Source organism: Zhongshania marina (assembly GCF_002915595.1).
Lineage (GTDB): Bacteria > Pseudomonadota > Gammaproteobacteria > Pseudomonadales > Spongiibacteraceae > Spongiibacter > Spongiibacter marinus_B.
The window spans coordinates 273,810-300,297 of record NZ_PQGG01000019.1; the positions used below are offsets into that span (position 1 = coordinate 273,810).

Sequence of the window (26,488 nt, forward strand, 5' to 3'; positions counted from 1 at the left end):
CTATTCAGACTCCTGCGATACCACGCGGGCATAAGACACCATACCCTGACCATTATTAAACGCCGCGCGATCCGTGTGCTTGCGCAAATATGCTTCAAAGCGCTTGCGAGCCTCGGCATCATTATTCAGCAAAGGGCCAGCCGGTGACGCCTGCGCCTGGGCGCTTACCGCAACCCCACCCACAGCCGCCGATGCTTGCGCAGGATAAACACGGCCACTCACGCCATTGTTTTCTGCCACCATCTGCGGTGAGCCACCAAACATATTGCCGCCCATAGAGCCGATAACCACCACCGCAGCAACGCTTGCAGCAATAGCCAGCCCAGACACAGCCTGTTTCCAGCCCGTTCCGCCGCTATTCACTAACTCGTCGTCAGCAATTTCAGCCATAACTCGTGACGAAATATCCCAACCGATAAACGGATTGCTTTCGTTCTTGAGCAATTCCTGCGAGCGGTGCAAATCTGCCCATTCGGTACGAATTGCCTTCTCGTCAGCACTTAGAATACGCCGAAGCTCAAGCTCGCTGGCTTCACCATCCATCAATGCTGAGAGAGATTCTCTGACGGTATCGTTCATACTTCCACCTCTTCGCCACTTATCTGGGCTTTAACTCGCAGATCGACTGCCTCTCGGGCGCGAAAAATACGCGACCGAACCGTACCGACCGGACAATCCATTACCGATGCAATATCTTCATAACTCAGACCATCAAACTCACGCAGACTCAATGCAGAACGCAAATCCTCTGGTAACGCTCTAATGGCATCCTGTACAACTTTCTTCAGCTCCTCACCGTAAAGCTGATTTTCCGGCGTTTCTATATCTTTCAGACCCGAGGGACCCTCAAAATATTCTGCATCGGCTACATCAACATCTACGCCAGGTGGACGACGATTACGCGCTACAAGGTAATTCTTAGCCGTATTAATCGCAATCCGGTAAAGCCACGTATAAAACGCACTATCACCGCGAAATTTAGGTAGGGCTCGGTAGGCCTTTACAAACGCCTCCTGCGCCACATCCTGAATTTCGTCATTATCTTTCACATAACGTGAAATCAAGCCGAATATTTTGTGCTGATACTTTAGAACGAGTAGGTCAAATGCGCGCTTATCGCCCTTTTGAACCCGTTCAACCAGCTGCTGATCCGTCTGTTTAGGCTCGGCCATATTGCCTCACCGCAAGCCATTCGGCAGCATCTGTTGAATAGACCACCACGGCTAAAAGAAGTTCTCTCATCGTATCCCTTTTCAGCATATCCGCCGCTTAATGCGATGGTTACACAGGCAAATATTGGTAAGGCGACTTTCTATCAGTATACTTTGCGCCAATTTATATCCCGAGCGGCATATTATAGCTGCACTGCGGCAGGAGCAAATAACAACATGACCCACTACCATTCACACGATGTTCTGGTGATAGGCAGCGGCGCCGCAGGTCTCACTTTAGCGCTGCAACTGGCCGACAGTGCGCGCATTGCTGTAATCAGCAAGGGCGAACTCAATGCGGGCTCCACCTATTGGGCACAAGGTGGTATTGCAGCGGTGCTTCACGACGGCGACACCGTAGACGCCCACGTTGCAGATACTCTAGCTGCAGGAGCCCAGCTTTGCCACGAAGATAGCGTGCGCTTTACCGTTAAAAACAGTAGCGACAGCATAAAATGGCTGCTGTCGCAGGGGGTCCAATTCAGTCGCTACGAGCAAAGCAGCGACGCCTTTCACCTAACCCGTGAAGGCGGACACAGCCAGCGCCGTATTATTCACGCCGCCGACGCCACTGGCCGCGAGGTGTCTGAAACCCTCACCAATCGCGCTAAAGAAAATCCCAATATCGAAATCTTTACGCGACACGTCGCCGTGGACTTAATTATTGCACAGCATCGCTGTCACGGTGCTTACGTGCTGAACAGAGACAGCGGCCATGTCGAATTGTTCCACGCAAAAGCAATTGTGTTAGCAACTGGTGGTGCTAACAAGGCCTATTTGTATACCAGCAACCCCGATGGCGCCAGTGGTGACGGGATTGCAATGGCTTGGCGTGCGGGCTGCCGAGTAGCCAATATGGAATTCAACCAATTCCACCCCACCTGCCTTTACCACCCCAAAGCAAAATCATTTCTCATTACTGAGGCTATTCGCGGCGAAGGCGGTCGACTGATTTCCGCCACCGGTGAGCGTTTTATGTTCCGCTACGATGAACGCGGCGAACTCGCGCCACGGGATGTAGTTGCCCGCGCCATAGACCATGAAATGAAGCGCATCGGCAGTGATTGTGTCTACCTAGACATCAGTCATAAGTCACCGGATTTTTTGCTAGAGCACTTCCCCACCATCAAGGCCCGCTGCCTTGAACTGGGGATAGACATAAGCCGCGAAGCCATCCCCGTTGTACCTGCCGCGCACTACACCTGCGGCGGAGTGATGGTAGATCAATACGGCCAAACCGATATTCCAGGGCTATACGCCATTGGCGAAACGTCATTTACAGGGCTGCACGGCGCTAACCGCCTCGCGAGCAATTCTTTGCTAGAGTGCTTTGTTTATGGCACCTCGGCGGCAGCGGATATTCGCAAGCGCCTAGCTGAGCTGCCCTCGCCGCAAATAGCGCTTCCCTGGGATGAATCGCAAGTCACAGACTCCGATGAAGACGTCGTAATTTCTCATAACTGGGACGAATTACGACGTTTTATGTGGGACTATGTAGGTATTGTTCGCACCAATAAGCGCCTGCAGCGCGCCCTAAATAGAGCAGCTTTGCTCCAACAGGAAATAGACGAGTACTACTCCAACTACAAAGTCAGCAATGACTTATTAGAATTACGAAATTTGGCGATGGTCGCCGAACTGATTATCCGCTCGGCCCTACAGCGCACCGAAAGCCGAGGCCTTCATTACACGCTGGATTACCCTGAGCAATCCGAAACCGCCGAAGACACAATCCTAATACCGGACAACTTCCACAGGCATCGCCACACTTAGGTGGCGCTAGCAAAATTGGCGATTTGACGAAGTTTTCGGTATTCGTTTGCATTCAGATGATCTGGAAATACGAACACCGATCTCTTCCGACCACCGAGAAGTCTAAAACGTAAGACAACACCGAAAGGCAATACCACCGAGTCTAAGCACTCCAGCGGCTGAACTTCCGGTGCGGAGGAATACCCTATCTCGCTGAGAAAAACCCGCCAGCGATTCTCGGCAAAAGCGATATGCGCCAGCGAGCTATGGTGTAAATAGAAAACATCGCGAAAAATATAAAAGCCCGCGCTTAGAATAAGTGGCACCGTCATAAGGGCGGCAACTAGCGTCGGCACAAATAAATACAAGCTCAGCACCGCAAGGCTGTGCACAGCCACAAAATAGCCGCACAACAGCCGTGAGCGACGAAACTTAAGGTCTAGGGGTTTTGGTGAACGTGTTGATGTCATCAACGATTATCGCCAGATCGGGGTCTTCAGGAAGATTCCGGCCAAGAAACCAAGAAAACAAATCCGTATCCTCGCATTCCAGTAAGCTAATAAAGCGCTGCTGATTGTCCGCATCTAAATCTCTGAACCGCCCCTCCACATAGGGCACCATCACCAAGTCTAACTCCAGCATGCCGCGACGGCAGGCCCAGCAAATACGCTTGAACTCGTTTTCCGAAACCATTATTTTCCACTTCGTAACGGTAGCCTGCATTAAGCGGCCACAAAAAAGCGTATTATAACGGCTATCGGCGGCAATCACACCGCAACAAATTTGTACGAGTACCCAGTCAAACTAGCGCACAACCGCAATACCTATACTGCTGAGAATCTATGAATACATTTTGGGAATTTCTACGCACTCAATATGCTGAGAGCAGCCACACGGCGGGACAATATTGGACAAACGGCAGCAACCCCAGCCAAGCCCTGGGCGACTGTAATATCAGCGCGCTAGGCCAATACGGATTTCTCGCCATTGAAGGCCCCGACAGCAGCAAGTTTTTACAGGGGCAGACCACCTGTGATTGGCGCAACATAGATACCGAGCGCGCGGCGCTAGGAAGCTACTGCAATATTAAAGGTCGCATGGTGATGAGTTTTATCGCCGGTATGCGCAGCAGCGAAGCGGTACTACTCAGACTCCGCGCCGATACCGCAGAATCAGCCTGCTCCACGCTGGCCAAATACATTGTCTTTTCGAAAGCCAAAATTCGCGATGCAACTGCAGAATTCATCGCAATTGGCGTGTTCGGCAAACGCGCCAAAGAACATATTCAGCAACATACAGGTATCGCACCCGCCGGAAAAATGATGCAAGCAAGTGACGGCCAAATCGTTGTGGTGCAGATGGACGACAGCGCTGAACGATTTGAATGCTGGGTGCCAACAGACGCCGCAATTGACTTGTGGAGCAAACTCAGCAGCCAAGCCATCGCCGTTGACTCAAGCTATTGGGAGGCTCAAAACATTGCCGCCGGTCTTGGCGAAGTCTGCGCCAACACCCAAGACAGCTTTATTCCTCAAATGCTAAATTACCAAGTTATTGGCGGTGTCAGCTTTAATAAAGGCTGTTACACGGGGCAGGAAATTGTTGCACGCATGCAGTATCGCGGCAAGCTAAAACGCCGCCTGTACCGCGCACGCATTGCAAATGGTAATGACGCATTTACTCAATCTCCGGGTGCGGAGTTATTCAGTGGAGAAGATTCACAGAGTATCGGCAATCTGGTATCTGCAGTCAGCCAAAATGGCGAGACCGAGCTGCTAGCCGTACTTACCGAAGACGCCGTGGCAAGCAATAATATTCACTTTGCTAACGACACGGCGATGTTAGAAATTCTGGAACTGCCCTACTCCATACCGAACAAAGAATAAGCCTGGCGCAGCCTGATGCGCTGCGCGCGCCTTATATCCGCTTTAGTACCATTCGCGTACCGGCATTCATGAGCGGCACCAATATGCGGTCGTAGCAGCTAGGGAATAGGCGCTGAACTATATCCAGTAATACTGCGTCGCCGCCAATAAGCACCCTCGGCTTAGACTTTCGCATTCCTCGCATGATCACTGCAGCGGCTTTTTTCGGTGTGGTAACTGCAATACTGTTAAATAAGTCGGCGGTTTTCTCCACGTCGGCGGCATTACCCGTTATCGAATTTAGGTGGCGGCCATTATTCGCAATATTGGTTTTTATCCCCCCTGGGTGCACGGTAACTACTTTTACATTGGTATCGCGTAGATCCTGACGCAGTGATTCGGAATACCCTCTTACCGCGAATTTCGTGGCATTGTAGGAGGACTGCGAGGGCACCGACATCAAACCAAACAAAGACGAAATATTTACCACGCAAGCCTCAGGGCGCGTAAGTAATTCGGGTAAAAATGCCTCGACGCCATTAATCACACCCCAATAATTTACCCCGAACACCCACTCCATTTGCTCTCGCGGCTGATCACCGGCGTGACAACTGAGCGCCACACCCGCATTATTAATCACGCCATCGACCACCCCAAAATGCGCCTTTACGGAAGCTGCCCACGCCTTCATTGCAGCATTGTCGCTAACATCTAATTTTGCTAAAAATAATTCCGATTCATCGCCATATTCACGCAAAACCTGCAAGTTTGCTTCGACGATGTCTGACGCAGCTACCCGAGCACCAGCCGCCCGCAAACCGATTACCAAGGCTCTACCAATACCCGAACCGGCACCCGTAACGGCAATGACCTTATTATTAAAATTTTTCACCATTTACCCCTATCATCAACTCGCTGTAGCGACGTTGCTTTCATATGTCGGCGCCTGACTAGAAATACTAACGAGCTCGTATTCGGCGGCGGAAAAATGTCGTGTTGTTAGACGGTACTGCCAAGAGAAACTCGGCCACAAAGTAGTATTTTTACCGTCTTTGGTTAAATACCAGCTATTACAGCCCGATGTCCACGTGGTGCCTTTAAAACGCTCTTGTATGTCAGCATTAAACTCACGCTGAACCATCGGTTTTAAATCGAAGTATTTGTTCTGATTTTTCCGCAGCGTCTTTAAATATTTCAAAATATAATTAATTTGCGACTCGATATAGAAAATAACCGAGGTATTTCCGGGCCCGGTATTTGGCCCCATGACATACATCATGTTCGGATAGCCTGAAACCGCAATACCTTTATATGCTTCACTACCAATAGCCCAGTCTTTTTCAAGCAAACGACCGCCCACACCGCGAATGGGAATTGGCGCACCGGAAACCGGGACTTTAAAACCCGTCGCTAAAATAATCGCATCTACTTCATGGCGCTGACCATCGCTAGTGCATATCGCCGAACCATCAATCTTATCGATGCCCTCGACACAAACATTCACATTACTTTTTGTCAAAGCAGGATAATAATCGTCTGACAATAAAACGCGCTTACAACCCATCGCATAATTGGGCGACAATTTTCTCTGTAAAACCGGATCCCTCACCACCTTGCGCAAATAGCGACATCCCATCGACTCACCAATACGGGTGAGAAAACTGTCCCACATAAACGCAGGCACCAAGCTCTCCATCATTACATATTGAAAACGACGTACTGTTTGCTGAATAAATGGTCGACGCTTATACAGCCGCTGGAGACGAGGGCTTTGCGCCTTATCATGTTTTGGTAGCACCCAAGGCGGCGTACGCTGAAATACATTAAGCGCTTTTACCTGAGGTTGAATAGATGGAATAACTTGGATAGCACTTGCTCCGGTGCCAATAACCGCTACGCGCTTGCCATCAAGCGTATAATTTTGGTCCCATTCCGCTGTGTGCATCACCTTGCCGGTAAAGCTGTCGATACCGGTAATTTCTGGATACTGGGGAATATTCAATGCCCCAATGGCCATCACAACCGCACGCGCCTGTCGCGTGCTACCGTCAGCAAATGCCAGCTTCCAAACGCCACTCTGCTCACAAAATGCCATAGAGCTGAGCGAGGTATTGAACCTTATTTTGTCGCGTAAATTGTATTTGTCTGTACAGTGTCGCAAATAGCGATGGATTTCCTCCTGCGGGCCAAAGGTTCTGCCCCAATCTGGATTTGCTTCAAAGGAAAAAGAATACAAATGCGACGGCACATCGCAAGCCGCTCCAGGGTAGACATTATCACGCCACACCCCACCAACATCGCTTGCTTTTTCATAAACCACAAAATCATTAAGCCCCTGCTGCTGCATACGAATGGCAACACCTAAACCTCCGAATCCAGCGCCAATAATGGCAACCTCGTCAATCGCGCCTTGCTCTTTGCTATTATTTTTTTCTTTACCCATCGTCTATATCACTCTCGTTCCGGCACGCCAAAAGTCACCCAAGACTCGCGCAGTTAAAGTCGGGGCTTCGAGCATAGGTAAATGACCTACCGACGGTAAAATCATTGCCTTTGCGCCACTAATTTGTTCGCAAAATTGATCAGCACAGCTCACATCTAACACTTGATCAGAATCCCCCCACAACACCAAAGTCGGCGCATTAATCGCGCCAAGGTTTAAATAAGTATCTTTTAAGGAATCTATTAATTGCGAAAATATAAAATCGTTTACTACTTTACGATGACTCATAACGCCAGCCATAAAAAAGCCTAACAACATGCCAAGCATTCTTTGCCGTCTATGCAAGGCTATAGCGAAAACTAAATAGGTATCCCTAGCCCGTGTAGGAGCAAGATAATTTACGCCAGCTGCTATCCCACTCTCCATTTGCGTTAAATGCCTACCTGGCACACCCGCAGCATTCATTAGGCACAGAGTGTCAACCAATTGGGCGTGACGCGATGCAAGTTGTGCGGCTATTGCTCCCCCCATTGAACTGCCGGCTACGTGGGCCTTTTCTACACCAAGCTGCTTCAACCACTGCGCAATGCGATCTGCTTGCGCAGCCATTCGGTAATCCGCATCTGGATTAAAGTCACTATCGCCAAACCCCGCCAAATCAGGAATGAGCAGGTAGTAATCGCGGCGCAATTTTGCCGCCAAAAAGCTCCAATTCTCTTTGCTTGAACCAAAGCCATGCAGCAGCACCAACACCGGCCCAGCACTATTACCGCCCGCCCAGTAGCAAATTTTGTGGTCACCGACTTGCTCAACTCGACGCTTCAAGCCAACTTGTATTTCCATCAACGGCTGTAAGCATCGCCATAAAGTAAATTTGGGCCGCCACTTCGCTAGTTTGCTGTGATCAATATTCGCCAATGGTGTCGCCATATAACGCGCACGCATGTCGTCAAGCTCAGCCAAAATTGCATCATTTATCCTTGCGACGCCACTCACGCTATTCATGCCATTGCACCCGCGGCCTGCCCATCGTAGGCACCCACTTCTTCAGCAAGAGTGTCAAGCTCTGCTAAATAATGCGCGTTGTCGTGATCCCATGGATGGAAACCCGGCTTAAAGTAATCCAACCAATCAGGAATCACTCGACGCAATGCACCCGGAGATCCCCATAAAAAGTTTGCCACTTTGAACCAGCCTCGAATATTGAAGAGTTGGCCTTCACGGCGAACTAAACCAATATGAAATGGGATAACCATCATCCAAAAGATAAATGTCGCGGCAAGCAGTGCCACACAACGATGCAAATACCCTAGCAAGCCACCACCCAACACCTGCTGATAGACATCGTAAGCGACGGCCTTATGTTCTGTTTCCTCCAGCGCATGCCACTTCCATATAGCGGCGTAACGTGGCTCAGCGCCCTCTAAACTGCGCGGCTCGCTTAACACCATATTGGCTAGAATCGCCGTCAAATGCTCCAATGCAATTGTGGTGGCTAACTGCATGGATTTTGGCGTAATTCGCGTAAGAAATTTCAGTAAGCGGATGACAATACGGCCGTAGCGGTCTGCAGGCAGCCCCTTTGCGACCAAGGCGTCGTTATACTCTTCATGCTCTCTACCGTGCATTGCCTCTTGGCCAATAAATCCTCTCACCGACTCTTTTAACTCGGGGTCATGAATGCGATCTCGATAGTGACGCACACTATCAATAAAGAAGCGCTCACCGTCTGGGAAGAATATCGACAAAGCATTAAAGAAATGACTAATGTGAGCACCACCTGCATGCCAATCACCTATGCGATCTTTTGGCAAATGGAATTCAAGATTACGGCGTACTGGCTGGACTATCGTTTTCATAAAGCACTCCTTTATGAATCATTTTATTATGTAACATCACTTAATGTCACACTAAGCGTGACATCAAATAATGTCAAGTAAATTCGAACACCTTTCTTAGAGTTAGGTCATTCACAGAAAATCACTACGCCAAGCCAGATTTCTTTAAATAGAACTGGCCTTATACGCGCCATCAGCGGCTTATGGTGGGAAGGCCATACCCGCCCCAATCAGAAGGGGTTGAAGTTAGCGTATTCGGGTAAAGCAGCGCGCTTACGTAGCGCTTTTAAGGTTTCGAATGGATTATCAACAATCATGGCATTCACTAAGCCAGAGGGCAGCGAACCCACTGGATTTAAGTGCAATTGAAAAACCACCTTGGTTTGGGTATCGCTAATGGGGCTTAACTCGAAAAAGCCCTCAAGCTCTTCTACTCGCACCGCCTCCACTTTTGGAGGCATCGCTGCTTTAGCATTGGCTGGCAGTGAATCAATATCAACGCCGGTGAGCTTTACAGTGGTAATACGACTGACGGGATCTTGTGAGATTTCATTACGCAAAATCAATTCCCGATCAGCCGCAGGCCACGGGAAGTCATTAATCAAATACTGGTAGCGATCCAATAAACTCGCTTTATAAAGTAACTTTGGACTTTTGCACTTAAACATCCAATGCACAAAGCCCTCGGTATCATCTAATACCGCCATCAATTGATTCAGCTCTGCATTTATAAGGGTTTCACCGCGAAACGCTCGGTAGTCAGAACCCTCAACCGCTCGTGTGAAAACCTGAATACCGTCGTCATCCTTCTCCAGCCGCCATTCAGCAGCCACCAGCGACAAACTCATTGCCATAAATGCAAGTAGCAGCAAGCATTGACCTACTAGCTTTTTCATATCGCCCCAGCCTTTTAAATCAAACAGATTAGATTGTTCAGCATGCCGCCATTTGCAACATCAGCAAACAGCGGGTTTATTTGCATAAACAGCAACATCACATACGGTAAGTAAATTGCATCGCAATCGAACGCGGTGGTTCTACAAAGGCGGTATGGCTTGTGGCGCCAAAAATAGTCTTGGACAGCGGGGTATCAGCCGCATACACCACAACCACTTTGTCAGTTAAGTTTTTGCCGACCAGTGCCAATTCCCACTGCTTATCGATGGGACCAATACCAATACGACCATTCACTTTAACAAAGGCATCTTGTTCAACCCGTGGATCGAGGTTGGAAGAAGGGTTGTAATTATCGGTAAATACGAAATCCAAGCCCATACCGATACCCATTGTGGGGCTAATAGGACGCACATAACCAACAAGAAAGGTGCCCGACCAATCCGCCACATACTGATTACTCATGCCGGTGTAATCACAGTACAAACCGTCCTCCGAGGTGGGAACTTGATCCTGCTGACACTGACCATTTTTAAAATCAGTAAACTCAAAATCAAGTATCGCTAGCGCGCCGCCAATGCTGAGATAGTCAGTAAGCTGCCAACGGCCATCCATCTCAATACCCATGGTAATGGCTTCTTTCGCATTACCTACATTAAAGCCGAGGGTGCCATCAAAAAGACTAATTTGAAGATCGTTATACTGGGTATAAAACGCGGCGATATTGAATTCGGCTGCGCCGTCTAAGAGTCCCGTTTTCAAACCTAGCTCTAAGCTGGTGGCCTCTTCTTCTTCGTACTCAAATGTACCCACCAAGACCTGTTGGTTGGCAATCAGTGCATTTGGATTTCGCGGCGTAGGGTCTGTGCTTGGCGACATATTAGAACGGGCATCGAAACCACCCGCTTTAACACCTTTGGTCGCGGTAAAATAAGCCATGCCCTCGTCGGAATAATCCCACTGAATATTCAGCAGTGGCGAGAAGGATTTCTCGGTTCTCTTCCCTTTGAGATCGTGGCGCTCGGCAGAGAAGGTGATCGCAGAAACTGTATCTACCTCACCTATTGGCAGAATATTGCCGTCTAGATCGGCAAACTCAAGTTTACGACTACCGGTCTTTTGCTCAAGGGTTCCGCGTCCACCTAAGGTCAAACGAAGGCTGTCGCCAAAATGGAAAGTGGTTTGTAAAAACGCAGAAAATATATTGGAGGTACTTAAAAATTTACGGGGCGCAGTAATATTCGCCACCGCATTACCTGCATCACCAACACCAAGCACCTCTTCAGGGGTACCACTTAACTGAAGTGGATCGATATCACCTCGCGCGCCCGCCTCCATAAGGTCAGCTGCATTGAGCAGCTGCACAACCGTTGCTGAGTCTTGAATTAGCTTGTCACGGAAATCGAGTTCATTGCGCTGGAAGTAAAGACCACCAATATATTCAATATCCTGATCTGCCGGCGACACCCAACGAAGCTCTTGGCTGTACTGGGTGTAATCTTCCCCCAATGCCAATTTAAACAATTCTGCGGCAGTCGCATCGCAGTCACACAGGTCGCTGTAGGTGTATTGCAAAAACCCAGTTATCGCTGTGAATTCATGCCCACTATCCGTAACGCGAGTTAAATTCGCGGTCAAATTTAAGGTGTCGTTATTACTATAATCACCATTAGACGTGCGTTTAAAATCTTGATAATTATTTAAAACCGAATCGTCGATATTGACGTCTACCACCCCAGGAAATTGGGTGTTATTCAAAATCTCTGCTTCCGTTTTACCGGTAAACAAAAACACACTTGAAGTTGAAGGCTCGTCATTAACAATTTCAGCCTGACGTCCCAAACTATCGAACTTACCTGTTTCAATTTTAGCTAGCAGCGTCGTTTTATCATCAATTTCCCAAGCCGCTTTTAATCTAAAAGTCGCCTGATCATATTGAGGTTCATCGCGATCTAAAAAGATATTTTCAACAAAACCGCCATACTCCCTCAGACGGGCAGAGAATCGCAAACCTAAGTTATCGGTAACAGGGCCAGACAACATAATATCGGCAACTTTCTCGTCATACTTAGGCTCATACAACGTAGAAAACAAGGCCTCGAAATAATCCGATGGATTAGCCGTAATCAAATTCACCGCACCGGCAATACTATTTTTTCCATGCAAAATATTTTGCGGGCCCCGCAGAACCTCTACTCGAGCTAAATCCAGAAATGGTGCTCTTGCGAGCTGAGCGCGGCCATAATAAATGCCGTCCACATACATGCCCACGGATTGCTCAAACCCCTGATTCATTCCGGTACCAATACCGCGAATGAAAATATCCGTACTGATACCGCTCTCGGTTACCGTGAGATTGGGTACATAGGCCTGAAGATCCTCCATGCGGTTGATACCCGCTTCCATCATTTTCTCGCCACCTATGGCGCTAACCGAAACCGGAACATCTTGGAGACTTTGAGTTCGATGCTGGGCCGTGACCACCACCTCCTCTAAAACGGCGGCAATAGCCCCCGCTGGCACCAAAGTCATGGCCAACAAACAAAAAGAGACGGACGTATTGCGACTACCCATAATTCAAGACCTGCTATCAATTTTATTGTTATACTACACACCACTATGTAACAGCGGTTGATGAGACATTAATTGGCACCTTAGCGCATGTCAAGAAAATGTTGACATTGACACCATTGAAGCTCGAACGAATATATAAGCCAAGGTGCGCCGAAGCACATTGCATTTAGCTAGCGCTTTGGTAAAAATTGCCAAATAAAATCAACCCGTTACATGAAAGGCTTATTTAATTTCGAGGGCGTCAAGCGCGGTGAAAAGCATGAAATTTCCAGAAGACACCATCAGCAGCATGGCCCAGCTACTGCCGCAAAATGGATTTACGAACGAAACTCAGGCAGAACATCAGCGCGACTACTCTGTCGAAGAGCTAGCATTAGCCGCTAACACCACAGTTCGTAATATTCGCGCCTACCAAGACCGGGGGGTACTCCCCCCTCCGGCGCTGCAGGGTAGAAAAGGCGTTTACAATAATTTTCACTTATCTCGCCTTCGTCTTATCGCCAACCTCCTTGATCGAGGCTATACCCTTTCTAGCATACGCGAGCTCATCGCGGCACTTGAAGAAGGCATCGGCCTTAGCGAAGTTCTCGGTATTGAGTCCGCCCTAAACTCGCCCTGGACAAACGAGTCACCCACAACCATTGCCATAACTGAGCTAGCCAAAATGTTTGGCACCAAACTGACTCCGTCAGCGGTAAAAACGGCACACGATCTTGGCTTGTTTACTATCTCAGGGACCAAGCTCCGAGTCTCGAGCATGAATACGCTAAAAGTTGCCGAGGAGCTTTGTGCCACGGGTATTCCCTTAGACGAATTATTAGATATCTTGCGAATGATGCGGGGCAATGTACAACGGGTTGCAAATGAATTCGTAAAATTAATTTCTCAACACGTGCTTGAACCCTATGCGGAACAAAAACTGCCGCCACCTGAAGAGCTTCCCAAAATTGCAGAATTGATTTGGCGCCTGCGGCCACTCGCCGAAAAGGTCGTCGACGCCGAACTCGGGCGCGCAATGGAAATTGCCGCAAGTGAATTCCTAGCGGATACCTTAGAATCGATTATGGAAGATTTACCAAAAGACGTGCCAAGCAAAGGCTAAATTCAAAGAGTTTTACAACCCCCAATCAATTGATGATTGACCGCGCGCCTCAAGATAGGCGTTTGTTTTTGAAAAATGCCGACAGGCAAAAAAGCCGCGATGTGCTGACAGCGGTGAAGGATGCGGCGCCTCTAAAACCAAGTGCCGATGCCGGTCAATTGAAGCGCCCTTCTTTTGCGCATGGCTACCCCATAACAAAAACACCAAGGCCTCGCGACGCTGATTTAATGCTTGAATTATCGCGTCGGTGAATAACTCCCAACCCTTGCTCTGATGCGAACCCGCTGCGCTCTCTTCTACTGTTAAAACACTATTCAGTAACAGTACGCCCTGCTCTGCCCAAGGCAATAAATAACCGTGTGTTGGTATCTCTACACCCACATCAGTTTGAAGTTCTTTATAAATATTACGCAAAGACGGGGGTATTTTTGTATTAGGCAATACAGAAAAACTCAAGCCATGTGCTTGACCGGCTGCGTGATAGGGATCTTGCCCCAATATAACGACCTTAACCTTATCAAAAGGTGTATTTTCTAAGGCCGAAAACCACTGCTCCTCTGGGGGGTACACCTTCGCACCCGCAGCCTTGCGGCTTTGAATAAAGCCTAATAAATTTTGAAAATAGCTTTCTTGAAATTGTTCAGCAAGCACACGCTGCCATGAGGGCTCAATAATTATTGCCATACTATTGCTCTGCCACCAATATCCTGCCGCTCAATCAAAAAACTATTGGCGGCCAGCATAGCAAAAAATTAATAGACATACTCGCTAGTAGGCACGACGTCAATTTCATCGAAATCGATGAAATTCACACAGCTATCAATCATACGTTTCATATTATCTTGCTGCTTTTTGCTATCGCCCGTCGCATTGTAAAATACCGCAGGGTCCGTCATCGCCAGTGCCGGAAAGCACTCCTCAACAATCGCGTGATAGCAGCTAACATCTTCGCCAGCCACCTCAGAGACAATATTTTGAACATAGCGAAATGTTGATTGGGTTTCTAAAGCAATTGCAGTGTGAGTATTTTGCCAGTACGCCAGCCACGCATCATAGCTCATACCTTGAGGGCATCGAAGTAGTGCGACTTGACTAAAACCGTGGGTGCGCACGCCAGCTTCTGAAGGATGTTGAGTATTTGGCAAGCGCTCAATTTCTTCGACATGGTAGCGACTAAATTGCACACAGAAGTTGCGAATAGCACTATCTAATAATGTTGCATCTACCGCATCCGTGCACCAAACACTGCACATAGCGTCGAAGGCCGCTGCGCTATTTTCCATTCGCAATGCCGATGCGGCATCGACATCGCGATCGGGAATATTTAATTGTCTCCGCGCTATGCCCGCAATATCACCAAGGAGCGGCATTAAGTCTTGATGAAGTGCACGCGCAAAATGCTCATCACTAGAGTCAGACCACATTAAATACACAATTTTACGCATTGCAGAGCCGCCCCTTGCTAGTTAAATACCAATCGGTGGCGTCGCAGTTGAGGCATTATCAATTAACATCTCAGCAGCATTTACAAAGCGCGACTCGTCCGACGCAAGGTAAAGTACCAATGACGCAATATCCTCAGGCTCACACATGGGGTTTGCTTCAGTAGACAACGACTCAATCTCTTCGCGGGTCGCGCTCTCTTGGCCAGTCGCTACTTTAAAGACCATCGGCGTCTTTACACCGTCTGGATGGATCGAATTGCAACGTATGCCATTGCGTTTTTCGCGGCAATACAAGGCTACGGATTTCGTTAAAGCCATCACTGCCCCCTTGCTGGCACTGTAGGCGGCAACAAATGACATACCATGCATAGCCGCAACCGACGACATATTAATGATAGAACCGCCATTGCCGGAGGCTTCCATCGCCGGTATGGCCGTTTTGCAGCCTAAAAACACACCCTCGCTATTTACCGCATTAACACGGCGATAATCTTCCAAACTACAATCAACAACGTTACCAAGGGTCATCATGCCGGCGTTATTCACCAAAACATCGAGACGTCCAAAACGCTCAACGGCGGTATTCACCACCCGCTGCCAATCCTCTTCACTGGTGACGTTATGCTTGAGAAAAATAGCGCGTTCACCGATTTGATCGGCAACCGCCTGACCATCTTTTTCATTTAAATCAGTAAGTACCACTGAGGCACCCTGCGCTGCCAGCAAAATAGCGTCGGCCTTACCCATACCGCTAGCGGCACCCGTCACTATACAAACCTTACCTTCAACACGGCCCATAATTACCTCTTAATTGTTATTGGATTTTAGATACTAGCCGCAACATTGCCGCGCAAAGGCCAGCTAGTTACAGGTTATTAACTGCAAGTAAATCACGCATTTGTGCAAAAAAAAAGCGCAGACTAATTACCCTTTGGTAAGATTAGCTAGACGCCCACTTGGAGCCACTATGAATATCCCATCTATAAGCTATAAAGTCGCCATTGCTTCGCTAGTATTATTACTACTTGGCGCTGCGGGGGTTCGACTCCATTGGTTCCACTTTCAAATTGGGCTACTTATGTTCAGTCTTGCCGGCATGCTGAGCTTTAGCAGCATTTTTGCGGCGGCCCTATTCACTAGACGCACCGCAAGTGCGGCGGGCAGGCGTCAGCTAAGTTTGGCATCTATCATTGCACTGCCCGCTATTATATTTTTTAGTCTCAGCCTTTATAGCGGTGCCGGCACACCACTGATTCACGACATCAGTACCGATACGCAAAACCCGCCGCAATTTATTATGGCCTTAAAGCAGAGAGAACCCAGCGACAATAGTCTCGAATACACAGCTGAAAACCGCGAGCTGCAGCAACAGGCGTATCCAAATATTCATAGCTTCCCGTCTATTTACCCGCAGGAGAAGGCCCAAGCCAAGGCGATAACAATAGCGGAACAACTCGGATGGAATGTCTATTACCAAGAACAAGGCCATATTGAAGCGTCAGTGAACAGCTTTTGGTTCGGCTTTACCGACGACATCGTCATTCGTATTACTCAAACCTCAAGCGGGTCAATTATTGACCTCCGCTCCGCTTCGCGGGTTGGAAAAGGCGACCTAGGCGAAAACGCTAAGCGCATCAAGCTATTTATCGAAGAATATCTACACTAATACCAGTAGCTAGGATAATTTCGCTGCTTTTAATCACACTTAAAATTTCTATTAAAATACGCATTTACCCAGTGATACTAAAAGCTTTACCATGTGCCGCAACGTTCCAAAAAAGCATTATGAAACGTGGTCAGAAATACACTTGGCAGATCAAGCCTTTGCTACTGAAAACCTATATCCGCTATCAATAGAACGCAAAAAATAACAATCTAGGGTGGATTATCATTCTGAAAAAAAATGCATCACAGCCAAAGCCAAGCCAAATTGCCAGCAAAGGCAAATACCTTGGCTTGCAACGCAAGCTCAGCGGCGCACTCTTTCTAGCAATCGCACTCGTCATGGGTGCCCGCGGTTACTACACCTATACCCAAATCAGCGCGCATAACCACGAAACCATCCACAACGATCTTCTACAACTCGAAAATACCTTTCGCGCATTCATTCGTCATTCGAACAATGAAGTGCTTCGACTAGCCCACAATCCTGCAGTTAGCGATTTTTTAACCGCCGATCAAAACTCACCCAATAGCATGCCAATGCTAGTGAATTTGGACTCAGTGGCGTATTACTCCCCCGGCGGCCACGCCCTAGCAATAACTGAGGGAGCCAATTCAGCACCGGGGACAATCCCCAAAAATGCGAAAGACCACGTCAGCTCAGCGCCGATTGCCTTCATAGACTGCGACACTAGCTGTTATCAGCGGGCTTATATCCCCATAAAAGACAGCCTCGAACAAACCTACGTCGTCAATCTAAACCGCTCAGCCGAGTATTTAATCAAGGGTTTTGCTGAAATCAGCGGCGCTGAAATCGCGATAATATCGATGGCCGACTCCCAAAAGCTATCGACGGCACCGACGCTTCTACTAGCAAGCCACAGCGACAAAACTCAGGATATACTGCGAAAATTAGCTGCGAACATTGATTTTACGGACTATATAAACAAAGGCTTTTTTGACGAAAGCAGCTCCCATAGCGCGCGGGTGTTTCCATTAAACACCAATCTAGACGACCATCTCTACGCGCTCATTTTATTAGATCACGCCAAGGTCTACGAACGGGACTTTCAATCAGTAAAAGATATTTTTCTAACCTCACTTATTACCTTAGCGATTATACTCGGTCTCATTACCCTAATTTTAAGACCATCGCTAAAGCGTCTTTCGGAGTTAACCAAGGTTCTCCCCCTGCTCCCCCATGGCCGATTCAATGAAGCAAGACAGTCACTCAAAAAATTAGATTCTACGCCGCGCTGGAATGACGAAATTGACGTGCTAGTTACAACCCTCGGCAAGATGATTGATTCACTCGACAGCATGGATCAAATTGTAAACGATCATAAAAACGAACTAGCGCAAAAAATTGAGGCACTTACCGAGGCCAAGATTTTTAATGAAACCCTGCTAGACAGCTCTCCACTTGCCATTCTAATTCACGACGTTAACGGCAATATTAGCAATATAAACAAACTCGGGCGCCAATTAACCGGTTTAAAAGAACAGTCACCGCCATCGGCAAATATCAATACCTGGATTCGAGACGGGCACCAAAATAAAAGTTTGAGTATTTCACTCAGACCGCTACTAAACCGCGAAGGAAATAAAACCCAAGGCGAAACCACCTTTTACACGGCCGACGGCCGCAAGCTGGATTTTCTGTGGACCCACAGCAGCCTACAGGTCGGTGGCGAACTTAAAATACTTTCTTTAGGGATTGATGTCACCGAGCGTCGCGAAGCTACCGAGAGCTTGCGCTGGCTAGGACAACACGACCGTGTAACCGGTTTATTAAACCGCAGCAGTTTTACCGAAGACGCAAATAATTACATCAGCAAAAATCAAACACGGTCGCTGATCGAATTACTGATGCTAGATATTGACGATTTCGCCACCTTTAACGACCGCCACGGCTTTGACGCTGGCGATAAACTGCTCAATGATTTTGCCGCCCATTTATATACGTCCCTGCCACCCGATACGCTTATCTCGCGCACGGGCTCTGGGGAATTTTGCGCTCTAATTCACCATGACAAGGCATCGAAGGCGAGCACTAAAGACCTTTGCCTAGATCACTTAACGCGCTTTACATTCCGCTTTGGCGACGAAGAGGAAGAGGAAGAGGTCTGCCTATCTGGTGTCGTTGACTCTTACCACGACAGTTTAAGTGGTATCGACGAGCTCATATCGAATACCACTTCTACCATGCTACGGGTAAAGAACAAGCTACGCGGGCATTTATTTTACGCTAGTGATGACGACGCAGAGACCAGCCGCTCCTCTCGCCACCAAAAATATCAAATGAAAGAGCAGCTTGTTTCCGCATTGAATGAAAACCGCTTGGTATTGTTCTATCAGCCGATTCTTAATCTCAGCAGCAACCGTATTAGCCACTGCGAATGCTTGGTAAGAATGCTCGACGACGAGGGGCAATTTATTGCCCCCGCCAAATTTCTTGGCATAGCGTCTGAGTCGGGCTTGTTGCCTAAACTCGATTACTCAGTCATTGAAAAAGCAATGCGCCAACAAAGCCTTTGGGAAGAGTCTGGTATCACCACGGGTTTAAGCATAAATGTAACCGCCCCCACCTTAGAACAGGCAGACTTCAAGCAACGTATAGAAGAATTAATTCACTTAACTGGCGCAAACCCGCATCGATTGATTTTTGAAATTGTTGAAACCGATGCGATTTCAAACCTTGCCGTCACCCACGATTTACTTCATCACTTTAAATCCATCGGCGCCAAAATCGCCTTCGACGACTTCGGAATTGGCTTCACATCCTTTGAGTATGTGCGAGAACTTCCAGTTGATTATATTAAAATCGACCAATCATTTATTCGCTTTATTCACGAGCGCGAGCAAGACCGCGTGCTAGTAAAATCAATGGTTGAAATGAGCCATAGCCTTGACAAAAAAGTTATTGTGGAAGGCGTAGAAAACCGTGCAGCCTTAGACATAGTGCGGGACATCGGCGTTGAATACATTCAGGGCTATTATATCTGTCGGCCGATGCCGATAAGTGCACTGGACCTGTCACTACATCTTCGCAAATAACGGGGGCCAAAAGCCCTCCTCTTACTTCATGTATTACGAAGCTGTGCTACGCACCCTAGACACCGCATTCTTCCAACCCGTATAGCGTCGCGCCCTATCGACCTCATTCATAGCCGGATCAAAACCACTTTCGCAGCGCCACAATTCAGCTATTTCTTCCAAAGATTGGTAAATGCCTAATTGAAGCCCGGTTAAATAGGCTGCTCCCAAGGCGGTTGTTTCAGTCACCTGCGGGCGCTCGCACCGGCAATCCAACATATCCGCCAAACGCTGCACAACCCAATTATTCGCAACCATACCGCCATCAACCCGCAGGGTTTCAAAGTCTGCGCCATCGCCACGCATGGCCTCTAATAAATCGCGGGTTTGATAACACACCGACTCCAAGGTTGCGCGCGCAATATGTGCAATCCCCGTGTCACGGGTTAAACCAAAAATAGCGCCCCTAGCATCAGGGTCCCAATACGGCGCACCTAAGCCTGTAAATGCTGGCACCATATACACGCCGTTGGAACTTTCTACGCTTTCTGCCAAGGCTTGAGTTTCAGACGCTGAGCCAATTAAATGCAAGCCGTCACGCAGCCATTGCACCGCTGCCCCTGCTACAAAGATGCTACCTTCCAGCGCATAGCAAACCTCGCCGCGAATTCGATATGCAACCGTGGTTAATAAGCGATTCTCCGAACGCAGCGCCGTCGCCCCAGTATTAAGCACCACAAAACAACCTGTACCGTAGGTACTCTTTACCATACCTGGTTCAAAACATGCCTGACCTACCGTCGCTGCTTGCTGATCTCCGATCAGTGCGCAGACGGGAATGTCAGCGCCAAACCATTTTTTGTCGCAGCGGCCATAGTCATCGCAACTGTCTTTTACCTCCGGCAACATTGACTCGGGTATATTAAACAGCGCTAACAAATCAGGATCCCACTGCTGAGAGTGGATATTAAATAGCAATGTCCGCGATGCATTTGTCGCGTCGGTCGCGTGTTGCATACCGCCAGTTAAACGCCAAAGTAAAAAGCTATCTACCGTACCAAAGGCAAGTTCACCGGCTTCTGCACGCGCCCTAGCGCCAGCAACATTATTGAGTATCCAAGCAACTTTACTGCCAGAAAAATACGGATCGAGCAGTAAACCACTGCGCCGAGAAACGATATCTTCAACACCTTGAGCCTTTAGCTCAGCACAGCGCGCTGCGGTGCGCCGATCCTGCCAAACAATCGCAGGATAAACGGCTTCGCCGGTTTTACGATCCCACACAATGGTGGTTTCACGCTGATTTGTAATACCAATTCCGGCGATATCGCTTGCTGATATCCCCGCATTCTCTATTGCCTTTCGACAGCTGCTTAAAGTTGTTTCCCAAATTTCTTCTGGATCATGCTCAACCCATGCATCTTGCGGATAATGCTGTGCGAATTCCTGCTGACCAACACCACAAATTTCGCCGCCGGCATTAAAAACAATTGCACGCGAACTGGTAGTACCTTGGTCAACCGCCAGAATAAAAGTATCCATTGGGAAATCGTCTCCTTATAACTCGTTACCACGCTATGATGGCAGAGACTAAAGAAGACGACCAGAATTTAGCTAGCTTTATAACGATATGTATCAGTATTTACGCCAGTATGCCGCCATCGACCCGAATATGTTCACCAGTGATATGGCAACCATCTTCAGAAGCTAGCATGGCAATCACACCAGCAACCACCTCAGGCCCCTTCGCGCCAGTCAAGGAAGTAATTCTGCTCAGTAAATTGAAATCTGCATCTGCCGGAAATGTAACCCCCTGAGCCATATTGGTATTAATATCGCCTGGGCAAACACAATTTGCCCGCACACCCCGTTTTGCATATTCAACAGCAATGCTGCGGGTCATTGCCAACACACCGCCTTTGCTTGCAGCGTAGGCCACGCCCCAGGGCAAACCCTGTAAAGACGCAGTAGATGCGGCATTGACAATATTTCCCTTGGTTTTTAGCAGCTCAGGCAACACCGCCTTACACAACATAAAAGTGCCAGTAAGATTAATGGCGATGATTTGATCCCATATGTTTTGCTCAAGCTCGTGGCAGTTCGAGAATCGTAAAATCCCCGCCATATTCACCACTGCATCCACGCCGCCAAACTCAGCCACGCAAGCATCAACACAGCGCTCTGCCGCGCCGACTTCGCCAATATCAAATCGATAAGCAACAGCCTCCCCGCCCGCTGATTTTATTTCATCAACAAGGGTATTGATTTCAGCCTCGTTAATATCAGTACACCAGACTTTGCCGCCCTCTTCGGCCAAACGCAGCGCACTGGCGCGACCAATACCAGAACCCGCGCCAGTAATCAGCACAACCTTATTTTCAAATCGCTTCATATTTTTACCTATTATTATGTTCTGACAAGGATCTACACGGATGGCCTAACATCGCAGACATTGACCAAGCTAGTCTATCCCCCCAACGGATGACATCAATTAAATTGCAGAAAGCTAACTATCCAAGCGCCTCGATGACCGCTTTTGATAGTCCGTGTGACGTGTTTCGTCCTTGTCTTTAAAACCGCGTCGGCTAAGCTGAAGTCACCGTAATCGCCAGCCCATTCACCCTTGAGTGGGGCTATATGCGAACACTAAATTTTGTGCCTATGCCAAACCTTTTAAGGAGACCGACGTGAGCGATCTCGATCAATTTCGACAAACAGTCCACGCGTGGCTAGAAGAAAACTGTCCGCCGTCACAGCGCCGCCCTATTACCCGCGACGAACAAGTGTGGGCTGGAAAAAATAAAACTTTTCCCAGCAACGACGCCAAGCTTTGGTTTGAACGCATGCGAGACAAAGGTTGGACCGTGCCAGAGTGGCCGGTTGAATTAGGTGGTGGTGGCCTAGATGAACGTCAAGCCAAAATTTTAAAAGAAGAAATGAAGCGCTTAGGCTGTAGAACACCACTCTTCGATTTAGGCATTTGGATGCTCGGGCCGGCGGTTCTTGAATACGGCACCGAAGAACAGCGACAACAACATATCCCTAAAATCGCCCGCGGCGAAGTGCGTTGGTGCCAAGGCTACTCAGAACCGGGTGCAGGCTCTGACCTCGCCAGCTTACAAACCCGGGCAGAAGACAAGGGCGACCACTTTTTAGTGAATGGCGCGAAAATCTGGACGACCAATGCCGACAAAGCAGATTGGATATTTTGTTTAGTTCGCACCGACCCCAGCGCCAAGAAGCAGGAAGGTATTAGCTTTCTGTTAATAAACATGGATGACCCCGGCGTATCTACCACACCCATTGAACTGATCAGCGGTGAGTCAGAGTTTTGCCAGACCTTTTTTGACAATGTAAAAGTGCCTAAGAGCAATCTTATCGGCGAGCTTAATAAGGGCTGGTCGGTTGCCAAATCGCTATTAAAGCATGAGCGTAAACTGATGGCCGAAATTGGTGGCGACACCCCTGGCCCAAGTTTTGGCCCGGTACAGGCGGCGCTTGAATACGTAGGATTGGATAGCAGCGGAAAATTAGCAGACCGCGGCCTGCGCGAGCAGCTAGTCAGCCACGAAATGGCATTCCGCGCGATTGGCCTCACGCATTTTCGCAGCTTTGAAGAACGTATGAACGGTGTTGCAGACAACAACGTACCGCTCATTATGAAATATGTTGGCACCGAAGAAAGTAAACGCAAAGAAGAAGTATTGATGGCGATACTAGGCCACCGTGCACTGGGCTGGAACGACACTGAATTTAACGACGATGAACTGCTGACAAACCGCGGCTGGCTGTTTTCAAAAGCCCTATCCATCGCCGGCGGCACATCAGAAGTACAGATGAATATTATCGCCAAGCGGGTATTGGGTCTTCCCGAATAGGACCCAACTCCACACCCTATATAGACCGTGAATAAACCGGAGAACGGACATGACATTGGTATTAAACGAAGAGCAGCGTTTGCTCAAAGATACCGCCAAAGATTTTTTAGCACGGGTAATGCCGGTAGCCGCATTACGTGAATTGCGCGATCAAAAAGATGAGCTTGGCTTTAATCCAAACCACTGGCAGCAAATGGTTGAGCTTGGCTGGGCCAGCATGGTGTTACCAGAAGCCTACGACGGCTTAGACTTTGGTTATATGGGGCTTGGCGCGGTCATTGAAGAATCCGGACGCACCCTCGCCGCCTCCCCCTTATTCTCAACCGTGGTACTTGGATCAACCATTATTATTGAAGGTGGTAGCGAAGAACAAAAATCTACCTTCCTACCGCAAATTGCTGCGGGCACTCTGAGCCTAGCTCTAGCTTTAGAAGAAAAACCTCACCATCAGCCATCTGACTTTGCGACCACCGCAGTAGCTGACGGCGATGACTATATTATTAATGGCGAAAAATTATTTGTGCTAGATGGCCACAGTGCCGACTACCTAATTGTTGCTACTCGCCTGCAAACTGGCACGGGTCTATTCATCGTCGATGCCAATACCGATGGCATCGAACGCCGTCGCCATCACCTCATCGACAGCCGAAATGCGGCCACAGTACGCTTTAATCACGTGCGTGTTAAAGCATCTTCCCTCATTGGCAATGCCGAGCAGGGACAAGATATTCTCAACACCGCGATGGACTACGGACGCATTTGCCTCGCCGCTGAAATGCTCGGCGCTGCCAGCGAATGTTTCGAGCGCACCGTTGCGTACTTAAAAGAGCGAGATCAATTCGGCGTTAAAATTGGCAGTTTTCAGGCATTGCAGCATCGCGCCGCAAAAATGTTTATCGAGCTAGAATTATCTAAGTCTGTGGTCTTAGATGCGCTATCTGCGATAGACGAAAAACGCGCAGACTTACCGCAATTAGCAAGTCTTGCCAAAGCCAGATTAAACGACGTATTTGAATTAATCACCAACGAAGCCGTGCAAATGCATGGTGGTATTGGCGTCACCGATGAATTAGATATTGGCTTTTTTCTAAAGCGCTCTCGGGTTGCTACGCAAATTCTCGGCAACAGCCATTTTCATCGCGATCGCTACGCTAGCTTATGTGGATATTAACGTAGTACTGATTAATCAAAACAAAAAAGCCCCGCAAAAATTTGCGGGGCTCAGATCCCTGACAAACCCCCGTATTTTTACTGGGGTTTGTCGTTTCTACGGCTCGTTCTCACACAGGCATAGAATTTAGGCGATTCCCCAAATTAATCACCAAGGTGCTTAAATCGCCTTCTAGTCGGCTTTTAGGGTGCTAATTCAGAGGTTTTAAACGACAAAATGGCCTACGCTGCCATCAGTGCTATCTTTTTAATGTTTTGGGCGGCAGCTACCAATAAACATTGGCCTTGAACACGGTTTAATCCTTTATAACGTGCATAGCGGTAACCATGAAGCTGTTTTGCATCTGCAAAACTTCGCTCAACGGTTTCTTTTCGCCTCTTATAAATAACTTTCCCTTCTGATGTTAGCCTGTGCTGATTAATCCGCTCCTTGCTCGCTTCCCAAACATGGCGGGTAACCGTTTTTACCTGCTTTGCGTTCCTGGTACAGCGTGATAGATGCTCACAGTGTTGGCAAATACGTGGATCTGACTGGTAGTGGCGGTAACCTTCCCGATTAGTGGTTTTATAGATGAGCTGTTGACCCGCTGGGCACTTGTAGGTATCGCTATCGGCATCGTATTGATATTCACGTTTGTAGAAATAACCTTTCTTATGCGTGGGGCGGCGATAGCCCATTACACCGTACAGTCCTCGATCTTCAATGCCTTTACAAACGGCTGAGGTGAAGTATCCCGCATCTAGTCCTACTGCTTCTACTGGTAGGTCAAAGCGCTTAATTTGCCGGTCTAGCCGCTTCAGGTAAGGCACACTGTCATGGATATTCCCCGGCGTAACGTGAACATCGGTAACGATGTTGCATTTACCATCGACTGTTCGATGATCTAAGTAAAAGAACCCTTTAGGCTTTTCATCTCGTACCATGTAGCCACTGTCGGGGTCGGTAGTGCTTTTATTTATTTCTCTGGTGACTGGCGCTTTCGTTGTCGGCGCTAACGGCTTTTTTCCGTGGCGTAATCTGTCCTCCTCTACAGCGCTATCAAGCGCATCCATGTAATCTTGACGAGAGGCGGCGACCTGAACTTTGGTTTTCTTGTGTTTATTGGCGTTGGCTTTTAGGTGGGTCGAGTCGGTGAAGAGGTGCTTTCCTGATACCAGTCGTTTTGATATTGCCTGCAAAACGATTTCATCAAAGATTTGTTGGTATACACCTGACTCATTAAACCGCCTGCGACGATTTTGACTAAATGTAGAGGCATCTGGGATTTTGTCCGTTAAGTTTAAACCTAAAAACCAACGATAAGCGACGTTCACTTGCACTTCGCGAACCAGCTGGCGCTCACTGCGAACACCGAATAAGTAGCCAACTAACAACATCTTAAAGAGTAGTGTTGGATCTAAAGCTGGTCGCCCGTTATCAGCACAGTAGAGATCTTTGACGAGATCATGAATAAAGCTGAAATCGATATGTTTATCGACTTTGCGCAGCAGGTGGTCTGAGGGGACTAGCTCGTCAATACAGACGAACTCCATCGAGGATTGGGTTTGCGGTCGAGTATTTAGCATGCCCCATTATAAAAAATCCTCGCGCTTTGGCGAGGACTTTGTCAGCAGTCTG

At 48.2% G+C, this 26,488-nt stretch carries 23 protein-coding genes; 7 read left to right on the forward strand and 16 right to left on the reverse strand.

Going from position 1 to position 26,488, the window contains the following annotated elements; genetic code table 11:
• Positions 1–579, reverse strand: coding sequence for a sigma-E factor negative regulatory protein (locus tag C0068_RS09085; protein WP_103684169.1), 579 nt, complete (start codon positions 577–579; stop codon positions 1–3).
• Positions 576–1,172: an RNA polymerase sigma factor RpoE gene (rpoE, locus tag C0068_RS09090; protein ID WP_103684170.1), complete on the reverse strand. Its 597-nt coding sequence runs from the start codon at positions 1,170–1,172 to the stop codon at positions 576–578. Before rpoE ends, C0068_RS09085 begins: the two co-directional genes overlap by 4 nt.
• A 216-nt stretch (positions 1,173–1,388) precedes the next feature.
• Between rpoE and nadB the strand changes: the two genes are divergently transcribed.
• A complete protein-coding gene (nadB, locus tag C0068_RS09095) occupies positions 1,389–2,984 on the forward strand; it encodes an L-aspartate oxidase (RefSeq protein WP_103684171.1) in 1,596 nt (531 codons plus the stop codon).
• Here nadB and C0068_RS09100 read toward each other — a convergent pair.
• Entirely contained in the window at positions 2,981–3,433 is a 453-nt protein-coding gene (locus C0068_RS09100; protein WP_332908288.1) for a protein YgfX, read from the reverse strand. The two genes, nadB and C0068_RS09100, sit on opposite strands and share 4 nt — an antisense overlap.
• Positions 3,396–3,656: an FAD assembly factor SdhE gene (locus tag C0068_RS09105; protein WP_103684205.1), complete on the reverse strand. Its 261-nt coding sequence runs from the start codon at positions 3,654–3,656 to the stop codon at positions 3,396–3,398. The genes C0068_RS09100 and C0068_RS09105 overlap by 38 nt, the downstream gene beginning before the upstream one ends.
• 149 nt (positions 3,657–3,805) lie before the next feature.
• Here C0068_RS09105 and ygfZ point away from each other — a divergent pair, with 149 nt between their 5' ends.
• A complete protein-coding gene (ygfZ, locus tag C0068_RS09110; protein ID WP_103684173.1) occupies positions 3,806–4,849 on the forward strand; it encodes a CAF17-like 4Fe-4S cluster assembly/insertion protein YgfZ in 1,044 nt (347 codons plus the stop codon).
• A gap of 31 nt (positions 4,850–4,880) precedes the next feature.
• Here ygfZ and C0068_RS09115 read toward each other — a convergent pair whose 3' ends face one another.
• The 6 genes from C0068_RS09115 to C0068_RS09140 all read right to left on the reverse strand — a co-directional run bounded on the left by C0068_RS09115 (position 4,881) and on the right by C0068_RS09140 (position 12,577).
• Positions 4,881–5,723 carry an SDR family NAD(P)-dependent oxidoreductase gene (locus C0068_RS09115; RefSeq protein ID WP_233208779.1) on the reverse strand — a complete coding sequence of 281 codons (843 nt, stop codon included), beginning with the start codon at positions 5,721–5,723 and terminating at the stop codon, positions 4,881–4,883.
• A 12-nt stretch (positions 5,724–5,735) separates the two neighbouring features.
• Entirely contained in the window at positions 5,736–7,271 is a 1,536-nt protein-coding gene (locus C0068_RS09120; protein ID WP_103684174.1) for a flavin-containing monooxygenase, read from the reverse strand.
• Positions 7,272–7,274: 3 nt separating this feature from the next.
• Positions 7,275–8,276: an alpha/beta fold hydrolase gene (locus tag C0068_RS09125; RefSeq protein ID WP_103684175.1), complete on the reverse strand. Its 1,002-nt coding sequence runs from the start codon at positions 8,274–8,276 to the stop codon at positions 7,275–7,277.
• Complete coding sequence (locus C0068_RS09130; protein WP_103684176.1) at positions 8,273–9,130, reverse strand: metal-dependent hydrolase; 858 nt, start codon at positions 9,128–9,130, stop codon at positions 8,273–8,275. The genes C0068_RS09125 and C0068_RS09130 overlap by 4 nt, the downstream gene beginning before the upstream one ends.
• Positions 9,131–9,339: 209 nt before the next feature.
• The gene (locus tag C0068_RS09135) at positions 9,340–10,005 is read right to left on the reverse strand and encodes an SRPBCC family protein (RefSeq protein ID WP_103684177.1); all 666 of its coding nucleotides are present in this window, start codon (positions 10,003–10,005) and stop codon (positions 9,340–9,342) included.
• A 97-nt stretch (positions 10,006–10,102) separates the two neighbouring features.
• Positions 10,103–12,577, reverse strand: a complete 2,475-nt coding sequence (locus C0068_RS09140) for a TonB-dependent receptor (protein ID WP_103684178.1) — start codon at positions 12,575–12,577, stop codon at positions 10,103–10,105.
• Between the two features lie 259 nt (positions 12,578–12,836).
• Between C0068_RS09140 and C0068_RS09150 the strand changes: the two genes are divergently transcribed.
• On the forward strand, positions 12,837–13,679 hold the full coding sequence (locus C0068_RS09150) for a MerR family transcriptional regulator (protein WP_103684180.1): 843 nt from the start codon (positions 12,837–12,839) through the stop codon (positions 13,677–13,679).
• Between the two features lie 12 nt (positions 13,680–13,691).
• Here the strand turns inward: C0068_RS09150 and ung are convergent, their stop codons facing one another.
• From ung to C0068_RS09165, 3 genes are all read right to left on the reverse strand, one after another.
• Positions 13,692–14,363, reverse strand: coding sequence for a uracil-DNA glycosylase (gene ung, locus C0068_RS09155; protein WP_103684181.1), 672 nt, complete (start codon positions 14,361–14,363; stop codon positions 13,692–13,694).
• A 68-nt stretch (positions 14,364–14,431) separates the two neighbouring features.
• Positions 14,432–15,124: an EthD domain-containing protein gene (locus C0068_RS09160; RefSeq protein ID WP_103684182.1), complete on the reverse strand. Its 693-nt coding sequence runs from the start codon at positions 15,122–15,124 to the stop codon at positions 14,432–14,434.
• Positions 15,125–15,145: 21 nt separating this feature from the next.
• Positions 15,146–15,922, reverse strand: a complete 777-nt coding sequence (locus C0068_RS09165; protein ID WP_103684183.1) for a glucose 1-dehydrogenase — start codon at positions 15,920–15,922, stop codon at positions 15,146–15,148.
• A gap of 169 nt (positions 15,923–16,091) precedes the next feature.
• Between C0068_RS09165 and C0068_RS09170 the strand changes: the two genes are divergently transcribed.
• Both C0068_RS09170 and C0068_RS09175 read left to right on the forward strand, forming a co-directional pair.
• The gene (locus C0068_RS09170; RefSeq protein ID WP_103684184.1) at positions 16,092–16,790 is read left to right on the forward strand and encodes a DUF1499 domain-containing protein; all 699 of its coding nucleotides are present in this window, start codon (positions 16,092–16,094) and stop codon (positions 16,788–16,790) included.
• Between the two features lie 290 nt (positions 16,791–17,080).
• Entirely contained in the window at positions 17,081–19,843 is a 2,763-nt protein-coding gene (locus C0068_RS09175) for a putative bifunctional diguanylate cyclase/phosphodiesterase (protein ID WP_103684185.1), read from the forward strand.
• Between the two features lie 33 nt (positions 19,844–19,876).
• On the opposite strand, the gene glpK is transcribed toward C0068_RS09175, so the two are convergent.
• Positions 19,877–21,364: a glycerol kinase GlpK gene (gene glpK, locus C0068_RS09180; RefSeq protein WP_103684186.1), complete on the reverse strand. Its 1,488-nt coding sequence runs from the start codon at positions 21,362–21,364 to the stop codon at positions 19,877–19,879.
• Between the two features lie 100 nt (positions 21,365–21,464).
• A complete protein-coding gene (locus C0068_RS09185; protein ID WP_103684187.1) occupies positions 21,465–22,214 on the reverse strand; it encodes an SDR family NAD(P)-dependent oxidoreductase in 750 nt (249 codons plus the stop codon).
• A gap of 295 nt (positions 22,215–22,509) precedes the next feature.
• Between C0068_RS09185 and C0068_RS09190 the strand changes: the two genes are divergently transcribed.
• Positions 22,510–23,700: an acyl-CoA dehydrogenase family protein gene (locus C0068_RS09190; protein WP_103684188.1), complete on the forward strand. Its 1,191-nt coding sequence runs from the start codon at positions 22,510–22,512 to the stop codon at positions 23,698–23,700.
• Between the two features lie 49 nt (positions 23,701–23,749).
• Positions 23,750–24,871, forward strand: coding sequence for an acyl-CoA dehydrogenase family protein (locus C0068_RS09195; RefSeq protein ID WP_103684189.1), 1,122 nt, complete (start codon positions 23,750–23,752; stop codon positions 24,869–24,871).
• A gap of 221 nt (positions 24,872–25,092) precedes the next feature.
• On the opposite strand, the gene C0068_RS09200 is transcribed toward C0068_RS09195, so the two are convergent.
• The gene (locus tag C0068_RS09200; protein ID WP_103682823.1) at positions 25,093–26,436 is read right to left on the reverse strand and encodes an IS1182 family transposase; all 1,344 of its coding nucleotides are present in this window, start codon (positions 26,434–26,436) and stop codon (positions 25,093–25,095) included.
• Positions 26,437–26,488: the final 52 nt, after the last annotated feature.